Annotated in this window: 9 protein-coding genes and 3 pseudogenes; 6 read left to right on the plus strand and 6 right to left on the minus strand. The window is 59.3% G+C overall.

Annotation, left to right across the window (positions count from 1 at the left end; genetic code table 11):
• Positions 1 to 2 precede the first annotated feature (2 nt).
• Genes ABJ99_RS24995 through ABJ99_RS28880 form a run of 5 tightly spaced genes read right to left on the minus strand, consistent with a single transcriptional unit; the run spans position 3 to position 3,925 of the window.
• A complete protein-coding gene (locus ABJ99_RS24995) occupies positions 3 to 983 on the minus strand; it encodes an ABC transporter ATP-binding protein (protein ID WP_054088080.1) in 981 nt (326 codons plus the stop codon).
• A complete protein-coding gene (locus ABJ99_RS25000; protein ID WP_054088081.1) occupies positions 980 to 1,972 on the minus strand; it encodes an ABC transporter ATP-binding protein in 993 nt (330 codons plus the stop codon). The genes ABJ99_RS24995 and ABJ99_RS25000 overlap by 4 nt, the downstream gene beginning before the upstream one ends.
• Positions 1,969 to 2,832, minus strand: coding sequence for an ABC transporter permease (locus ABJ99_RS25005; protein WP_054088082.1), 864 nt, complete (start codon positions 2,830 to 2,832; stop codon positions 1,969 to 1,971). Before ABJ99_RS25005 ends, ABJ99_RS25000 begins: the two co-directional genes overlap by 4 nt.
• Entirely contained in the window at positions 2,829 to 3,776 is a 948-nt protein-coding gene (locus ABJ99_RS25010; RefSeq protein WP_054088083.1) for an ABC transporter permease, read from the minus strand. The genes ABJ99_RS25005 and ABJ99_RS25010 overlap by 4 nt, the downstream gene beginning before the upstream one ends.
• The gene (locus ABJ99_RS28880) at positions 3,776 to 3,925 is read right to left on the minus strand and encodes a hypothetical protein (protein WP_162839091.1); all 150 of its coding nucleotides are present in this window, start codon (positions 3,923 to 3,925) and stop codon (positions 3,776 to 3,778) included. Before ABJ99_RS28880 ends, ABJ99_RS25010 begins: the two co-directional genes overlap by 1 nt.
• Positions 3,926 to 4,110: 185 nt before the next feature.
• Here ABJ99_RS28880 and ABJ99_RS25015 point away from each other — a divergent pair, with 185 nt between their 5' ends.
• The 5 genes and pseudogenes from ABJ99_RS25015 (at position 4,111) to ABJ99_RS25030 (ending at position 7,254) form a co-directional block, all read left to right on the plus strand.
• Positions 4,111 to 4,875 (plus strand): LuxR family transcriptional regulator, encoded by a 765-nt coding sequence (locus ABJ99_RS25015; protein ID WP_054088084.1) that lies wholly within the window; start codon positions 4,111 to 4,113, stop codon positions 4,873 to 4,875.
• Positions 4,876 to 4,969: 94 nt separating this feature from the next.
• On the plus strand, positions 4,970 to 5,917 hold the full coding sequence (locus ABJ99_RS25020) for a proline iminopeptidase-family hydrolase (protein WP_054088085.1): 948 nt from the start codon (positions 4,970 to 4,972) through the stop codon (positions 5,915 to 5,917).
• A gap of 257 nt (positions 5,918 to 6,174) precedes the next feature.
• Positions 6,175 to 6,321, plus strand: a pseudogene (locus tag ABJ99_RS30090) (hypothetical protein); the annotation flags it as partial.
• 21 nt (positions 6,322 to 6,342) lie between these two features.
• Positions 6,343 to 6,525: pseudogene (locus ABJ99_RS30095) on the plus strand (methyl-accepting chemotaxis protein); the annotation flags it as partial.
• Positions 6,526 to 6,753: 228 nt separating this feature from the next.
• Positions 6,754 to 7,254, plus strand: a complete 501-nt coding sequence (locus ABJ99_RS25030; RefSeq protein ID WP_054088087.1) for a GAF domain-containing protein — start codon at positions 6,754 to 6,756, stop codon at positions 7,252 to 7,254.
• Between the two features lie 13 nt (positions 7,255 to 7,267).
• Here the strand turns inward: ABJ99_RS25030 and ABJ99_RS25035 are convergent, their stop codons facing one another.
• Complete coding sequence (locus ABJ99_RS25035; protein ID WP_054088088.1) at positions 7,268 to 7,723, minus strand: GNAT family N-acetyltransferase; 456 nt, start codon at positions 7,721 to 7,723, stop codon at positions 7,268 to 7,270.
• Positions 7,724 to 7,877: 154 nt separating this feature from the next.
• Between ABJ99_RS25035 and ABJ99_RS29995 the strand changes: the two are divergent.
• Positions 7,878 to 8,199 (plus strand): annotated as a pseudogene (locus ABJ99_RS29995) (transposase); the annotation flags it as partial.

Consider the following 8,199-nt stretch of genomic DNA (forward strand, 5'->3'; position numbering starts at 1 on the left):
GATCAGATAATCGGGGCATCCAGAACACAGTCATAGCGCTGCTCGCCGACGTAGCGGGTCGGTGGCGCGAGGCTGGAGCAGGTCGGACGGGCGAAACGGCAACGTGGATGAAAGGCGCAGCCGTCAGGCAGATGCAGCGGGCTTGGTGGCTCGCCCTGCAACGGTTCGCCGGGCAGCGGACGGTCCGGATCGATGTCGGGAATCGCTTGGATCAGCGCTGCCGTGTAGGGATGGCGCGGTGTGCGAAACACCTCTTCGACCGGGCCCTCCTCGACGATTCTGCCCAGGTACATCACCGCCACCCGGTCACACAGGCGGCGCACGATGGCCAGGTCATGGGCGATGAACAGAATCGCCAGATTCATGCGCTGGCGCAGTTCCAGCAGCAGGTTGATGATCTGCCCCTGAATCGACACGTCCAGCGCCGCCACGCATTCGTCGGCAATGATCAGTCGCGGCTCGATGGCCAAGGCACGGGCAATACCCACCCGCTGACACTGCCCGCCGCTCAGTGCGCCCGGCTTGCGCTCAGCAAACTCGGGGCGCAGGCCGACCATGTCCAGCAGTTCGATCACCCGCGCCGGAATAGCCGACGCGGCGACCTTGCGCTGTACTTTCAGCACTTCGGCCAGGGTGGCGCCGACGGTCATGCGCGGGTTGAGTGAAGACGACGGGTCCTGGAAGACCATCGCCGTTTCGCTGCGCAGACGTTGCAGGTTAATGCCACTGCCCTGGGCGACGTCGACATCATCGAACACGATCTGCCCGGAAGTGATGTCGTTCAGCCGCAAAATCGCGCGCCCCAGCGTGCTCTTGCCACTGCCGGACTCACCCACCAGGCCCAGCGTTTCACCGGCAGCGATGCTCAGCGACACGCCATTGACCGCATGCACCCAGCGCTTATTCAGGCCCAGAAAGCCCGAACCGGGCGCCGGGAAGCGCACCACCAGATCGTTGACATTCAGCAGGCCGGGGCCGCTCATGAAACCACTCCTTGCCGCGCAGCCAGCGGATAGTGACAGGCCGCCGCCTGACCAATGCCCATCGGCCGCATCAGCGGCAACGTCTCGGCGCAGCCTGGCCCGGCATGATCACAACGGGCATGAAACCGACAGCCGCCGGGCAACGCATCAAGCAACGGCGGCTGACCGGGAATGGTCCGCAACAGACCACTTCCGGCACTGCTCGCCGGCTGGCACTCGATCAGGCCGTGCGTGTAGGGATGACGGGCGCGCGCCAGCACATCGCGCTTGCTGCCGTGCTCGCAAAGGCGGCCGGCGTACATCACCGCAATGGAGTCGCAGGTTTGCGCCACCACGCCCAGGTCGTGGGTGATCATGATCAATGACAGCCCGTGACGGTCGCGCAAGTCCAGCAGCAGACGCAGGATCTGCGCCTGCACGGTCACGTCCAGGGCGGTGGTCGGCTCGTCGGCGATCAGCACGTGCGGGCCGCAACTCAGCGCTGCGGCGATCATCGCCCGCTGGCGCATGCCTCCGGAAAACTCATGGGGAAAGTTATCCACACGCGAAGCGGGATCGGGGATGCCGACCTGACGCAGCAAATCAATCGACTGCGCCCGTGCTTCGCGTTTCGATGACCCCTGATGCAGACGAAAGCCCTCGGCCACCTGTTCGCCAATGCGCATCAGCGGGTCCAGATGGCTGCTGGGGTTCTGAAAAATCATACCGATCCGGCGTCCGCGCATCGCCCGCATACCGGCGGCGTCCAGCGTCAAGAGATCAACGTCATTGAGCCGCACCGAGCCGCCGCGCACGTGCAAATCCGGCGATGGCATCAGTTGCATCAGCGCACGGCAGGCCATGGTCTTGCCCGAGCCGCTTTCGCCGACCAATCCGAGAATCTCGCCCTGATGCAGATCGAATGACAGCCGGTCGACCAGCGTCACCTCGCGGCCACGATTGTTCGCCACCACGCTCAGTTCGTTGACGTGCAGCACCGGCGCACTCATCGCCGCTCCCCCAGGGTTTCGGCCACGCCATCAGCCAACAGGCTGAAGCCCATCGCCAGCGTGACGATGGCGAGTCCCGGAAAGGTGCAAATCCACCAGGCCGAAGTCAGGAACGCCTGGCCCTCGGCAACCATGGTGCCCCACTCGGCCAGCGGCGGTTGTACGCCGAGGCCCAGATAGCTGACCGACGCGCCGCTGAGCAGCACCAGCACCGCGTCAGACATGGAAAACACTATCGAACCGAACATTGCGTTGGGCAGCAGATGCCGGAACAGAATCCGCAGATGGCCGAAGCCCAGGCTCTTGGCGGCCAGTGCGAAGTCGCTTTCCTTGAGCACCAGAATCTGCGAGCGGATCAGCCGCGCATAAGACACCCAGCCCACCAGCGCCATGGCGATGTAGAAACTGCTCAGCCCCGGCCCCAGAATCGCGATGATCGCCAGCATCAACACCAGAAACGGGAACGCCAGAACGATATCGATCACCCGCATGCACAGGTTATCGAATCGACCACCGATGTAACCGGACAGCGCGCCCACGAACGTCCCGATCATGAACGGGAACACCACGCCCAGCACGCAGATCTGCAAGTCGACGCGGGCCGCCCAGATCACGCGGGAAAGAATATCGCGGCCATAATTGTCGGTGCCGAACGGATGCGCGAGGTGCGGAGCCATCAGGCGCAGTTCGGTGTTCTGGTAAATCGGATCGTAAGGCGCCAGCCACGGCGCGAAGACCGCCAGCAACAGCCACAGACCGAGCAGCGAAGCACCCAATAACATCGCCAGCCGGCCATTGCGCAAGCGCAGCCGCAGTCGCGAGCGCAGCGGCAGATGAAGATGAGCCTGGGCGACGCTCATTTGATATTCACCCGCGGATCGATGGCCACCGTGGCCACGTCAGCCAGGAAATTCACTATCACCGTGGCACAGGCCAGCACCATGGCCACGCCCTGCACCACCATGTAATCGCGGCTGAAGATTCCGCGCACCAGCAGTTGGCCGATGCCGGGGATGGCGAACAGGCTTTCGATGACCACGGTGCCACTGATCAGCCAGCCGATATTCACGGCCAGCAGGTTGATCGAAGGCACCAGCGAGTTGGGCAGCACGTGCCGCCGAAACAGCGCGCCTTCGCTGACGCCACGGGCCCTTGCCGCCGTGACGTGGTCAGCTTGCAGTTCCATGAGCATGCTGGCGCGCAGGTTGCGAATCAGCACCGCGGACAGCGCCAGCGCGATAGTCAGGCACGGCAGCACCATGTGATGGGCCTTGTCCAGCCAGTTGCTGCCATAACCGGACACGGGAAACCAGCCAAGCCGCACGCTGAACAGCAAGATCAGCATGATGCCCAGCCAGAACGCCGGCATGCCGAGCCCGGTGGTGGTAAACATGCGGATCAGGTTGTCCGCCCAACTGCCCTTGTTACGCGCGGCGATCGTGGCCAGCGGCACGGCAATCAACAACGCTAGCAGCACGCTGCCAAGCACCAGAAACAGGGTTGGCTCGATCCGCGTGCCAATCAGCCTCAGCACATCGATCTTGTACAGCAGCGACTTGCCCATATCGCCCTGCAGCAGGTTTTTCATGAAATACAGGTATTGCGCCCACACCGGCTGATCCAGGCCATATTGAACCCGGATATTGGCCAGCGCGTCCGGTGTGGAACGCGCGCCCAGCAGAATGCGCGCCGGGTCTCCGGGGATGGAGCGCACCAGAATGAACGTCACCAGGCTGATGCCGAACAGCACCGGCAAAAGTTGCAGCGGGCGTTGAAGGATGAAGCGATAGCGACCCAGATTCATCAAATGTCCCGATGCTGTGAGAAAAGATTCAGCAGGACTTGAAAGCGCGCCGCCGCCCTTTCATAGCGCAGAGCGAAGTTGTAGTCGAACATTTCGCAGCCGTCGAGTTTGATTGTGTCCCCCTCATCCGCCTCTTTCTCACCCTTCATCGAATTTCCCTCATTCCGGACGCGGTGTCTGGCATCAACCCTAGCGCGCGGCGCAGACGTAAACATCTAGCAATTCTTATAGGTTTTGCCCTGCTGTCGGCCAGATTGACCTTTGAGTGGCACTGTCTTTGCTAATTGCTATATTAGCCCCCTAAACACGGCTGAATGACAAGGGAGGTCATGCCATGCATATCAGGTTGTCGGATTTCAATTCGCGGCTGCAATCTGCAGCCACCCTGGATCAGCAAATGGACTGCGCCTTGCTGCTGGCATCGCACATGGGCTTCGATGCAGTGATTTACGATTACAGCCCGGTGCCGGTGTCCCATGATGGAACACTGATCACCCCGTCTTTACTCTCATTGCGCAATACCCCGGCAGACTGGCACTCGCTCTGGTGCAGTCAGGGTTATTACCAGATCGATCCGGTCCAGCACCTGGCGGTGGCAAGCGTCTCGCCGTTTGTGTGGTCGTATCAGCCCAAGGCCGAGACCGTGTTGCAAACCTTCATCACCGACCTGCACAAACCGGTCGTGCGCTATTTGCATGACTCGCATATGACGTGTGGCGTGACGGCACCTATTCATATGCCCAAAGGTGGCTTCGCGACATTGACGGGCTTACGCTCGGACTACAGCGATATATCACTGGAGGACGCCCGGCAGAGCCTGGCCGAGTTCGGGCTGCTGGCGCATGCCTTTCAGGAAGTCGCCTATCCGCTGTTCGACGAGAAGATGCGTTCTTGCACAGCGATCAAGCTCACCCGACGCGAGCGCGAATGCCTGAGCTGGTCGGCAGAAGGGCTGACCGCAAGAGAAATCGCCGATCAGCTCAACCGGTCGGTTGCCACGGTGACCTTGCACTTGAATTCAGCCATGCAGAAACTCGGAGCCAAAAACCGCGTGCAAGCCGTGGTTCGAGCCGTTCACTACCGTTTACTCGACAGTTGACCGGATTCTCGGCCAAAACCTAGTACTTTCTATAGTTATATGAGTTGACAAGTCGCGCTATGGTGCCCCGAACTATCCAGCAGGGACCGGCGATATGGCATATATAACGATAGAGGAAGGCTACGCGTCCTTTGGCGAATATAGAACGTGGTATCGCATTACCGGTGATCTGCATACCGGCAGCACGCCGCTGGTCATTCTGCACGGCGGCCCTGGCTGCACTCATGATTACGTCGACTCTTTCAAAGACATTGCCAGCACCGGCCGAGCGGTCATCCACTACGACCAGTTGGGCAACGGTCGCTCTACCCACCTCCCCCATGAAGGCAGCGAGTTCTGGACAGTCGATCTGTTTCTGCAAGAACTGGATAACCTGCTGGCGCACTTGAACATCGCTGACGATTACGCGCTGCTTGGCCAGTCCTGGGGCGGCATGCTGGCATCTGAGCACGCGGTGCGTCGGCCGAAAGGTCTGAAAGCGCTGATCATCGCCAACTCTCCTGCGGACATGCGTACTTGGGTCAGCGAGGCCAATCGACTGCGCAAAGCGCTTCCCGAAGCCGTGCAAATGACGTTATTGCGCCATGAGCAGGCCGGCACGCTGAAGCATGCTGATTATCTCAAAGCCTCCGCGCTGTTTTACGAGCGCCACGTATGCCGTGTGAAGCCGTGGCCAGAGGAGGTGAAAAGCACCTTCGAGCAGATCGATAAAGACCCGACTGTGTACCATTGCATGAACGGGCCTACCGAATTTCATGTCATCGGCACCCTGAAAGACTGGTCCATCGTGGATCGCCTGCATCTCGTGAATGTGCCCGCCTTGCTGATTTCCGGACGCCATGACGAAGCGACACCGCTGGTATTGAAACCTTACGTCGAAAAAATCCCCGGCATCATTCATCAAATTTTCAAAGAGTCCAGCCACATGCCGCATGTCGAAGAACGGATAGCCTGTATGGGCTGTGTCGCGAACTTTCTGGACAGCGTGGTCGACGCCAACAGACCGTTTGCCGATGAGACGCGAATGGAAAAGGCCTCTTAGAGACACAAAGCCGCTGCGGTGGAAAAGAACACCCGATTAGAGTTAATACTTCAGTTGAGAGGTAAAACCCATTCACGTGCTGAGCGGTTGGTCTTGCCCTTTTATACTCAGTGGTTAAATCCAGTAAATTAACGCCGGTATGAAAATAACCTTCATCGCTTTTAATCAAAGCTCTCCCGGCCTCGGCAACCCCCAGCACCCAGGTGGTCGAGGATATTCAGATCGCCCTGCTTCATGCCCGCCTGGAGAGCGCTCGCATGCTGGCCAGCAGTATCGTCGATCCGATCAGCGCATCCCTGAAACTTGCCGAAGACATTGCGGCAGGTGACCTGACCCGGCAACTGCAGATCACCGGCAAGGACGAAGCGTGGTGCCTGATGAACTCGCTGAACACCCTGTCGAATAACCTGCGCGACACTATTCAGCAGATCTCCGGTGCGTCCGCTCAACAGGCGCATGTGGCACGCGACGTGGGCAGAAGTCTGATCAGCATCCGTAACCTGGCCGCGCAGAGCAGCGAGGGCACCCGCCAGACGCTGGAAGCCAGCAATGAGCTGGCGGAACTGGCTGTGAATCTGAATGATTTAGTGTTGCGATTCAAAACTTGATCGCGACGCTCTACAGCGATAACAGCAGATGCCCCGGCTAATACCGCCTTGTGGGGGTGACCGACCGGCGCATTCTTTAAAAGTTGCTACTAAATAGTTGAGGGCAATGCCCAAGATAGCTATGTAAGCCTTGATCATATATGGCACGATCACGCTCTGCACAAAACCGGCACTGCCAGGCGTACTGCCAAGGCTGCATACGTGCTTTTATGACCAGGGTGATACATTTTGAACAGCAACCTGACTTCAGCAGAGCTGGCAGTCATCAGTGAAATCGAGGCGACTACCAGCCTTCTGCGTCTGGTGACCCGGCTGACCAAGCTGAGATTCGCAGCGATTGCGAAAGTAACCGACAGCAGCTGGACCGCCTGCGCAGTCTATGACGAAATCAATTTCGGACTGGAAGCGGGCCATGAGCTCAAGTTGGAAACCACGCTGTGCAATGAACTGCGTCAGCACAGGCAGCCGATTATCATCAACGAATTGGCGACCGATTCGGTTTACGCAGAACACCCCGTTCCGAAACTCTACGGCTTCCAGAGCTATTTTTCGCTGCCGATCATTTTCCCCAACGGCGACTTCTTCGGCACCCTGTGCGGCCTGGACACCCTGCCAGCACAGCTCGACGATGACGACACGCTCGATACCTTGAAAGTCTTTTGCACATTGATCGCCAGCACGCTGTATGCGCACTACCAGTTGCAGGCAATTCAAGAAACCACCGCCTGATACGTGGCAACACTCAAACGCTTAACCGCCGCTCCATGATCAACGTGCGCTCCTCGCCCTCCCGCTGCTCGCGCACGACTTCAAAGCCCAGCGCGGCATAGAACGCCTGCGCCGTCAGCGACGACGGCACCACCAGACACACTACGCCATTCTCCCGAGCCACACGCTCGACCTGCGCCATCAACAACCGCCCGATCCCCTGCCGATGCCACTCGGGATCAACAAACACCGAACGCACAGCCCGCCCGTCCAGACTGGCAGTTCCAACCACGGCCTGCCCCGCTACCGCGACAAACATTCGACGTTGCGACATCAGCGCCATGATTGCTTTTGGGGTGAAGCTCTGCTCCAAGCGCGCGATCACGCTGGCGGGGTAATCAATGACGTTACTGGTACGCAGGGCGGACAGGGTCAGACGGCTGATGGCGGTGGTGTCTGACGGGGTGGCGGGGCGGATGTGGATGGTCATTTTTTTGTTCTTGGGATGGGTGAATGAGATGTATGCCGTGTAGAAGGGAAATCCGCGAAGTCTGACAGTTCGGGCGAAGCTGACTTCAAGGGAAACTCTGAAAAAGGTTTCCTGATTTGGCAAAATACCTCAACACCTTCACCGAGCCTCCCCGATGAAACAGATGACCTTCGCCGATGCCGAGTACGCGGGTAAACGTAAGCAGACCCGCCGCGAGCGCTTTCTCATCGAGATGGATCAGGTTGTGCCCTGGAAAGGCTTGATTGCCCTTATCAAACCACATTATCCAAAGGGCGAAGGTGCCGTCCGGCTTATCCGCTGATGGCGATGCTGCGGATTCACCTGATGCAGAACTGGTTTGGTTACAGCGACCCGGCGATGGAGGAAGCGTTGTACGAAACAACGATTCTGCGCCAATTCGCGGGATTGAGCCTGGATCGGATTCCCGATGAAACCACCATTCTCAACTTCCGGCG

The sequence above is a fragment of the Pseudomonas syringae pv. cilantro genome, assembly GCF_001293775.1.
Lineage (GTDB): Bacteria > Pseudomonadota > Gammaproteobacteria > Pseudomonadales > Pseudomonadaceae > Aquipseudomonas > Aquipseudomonas syringae_P.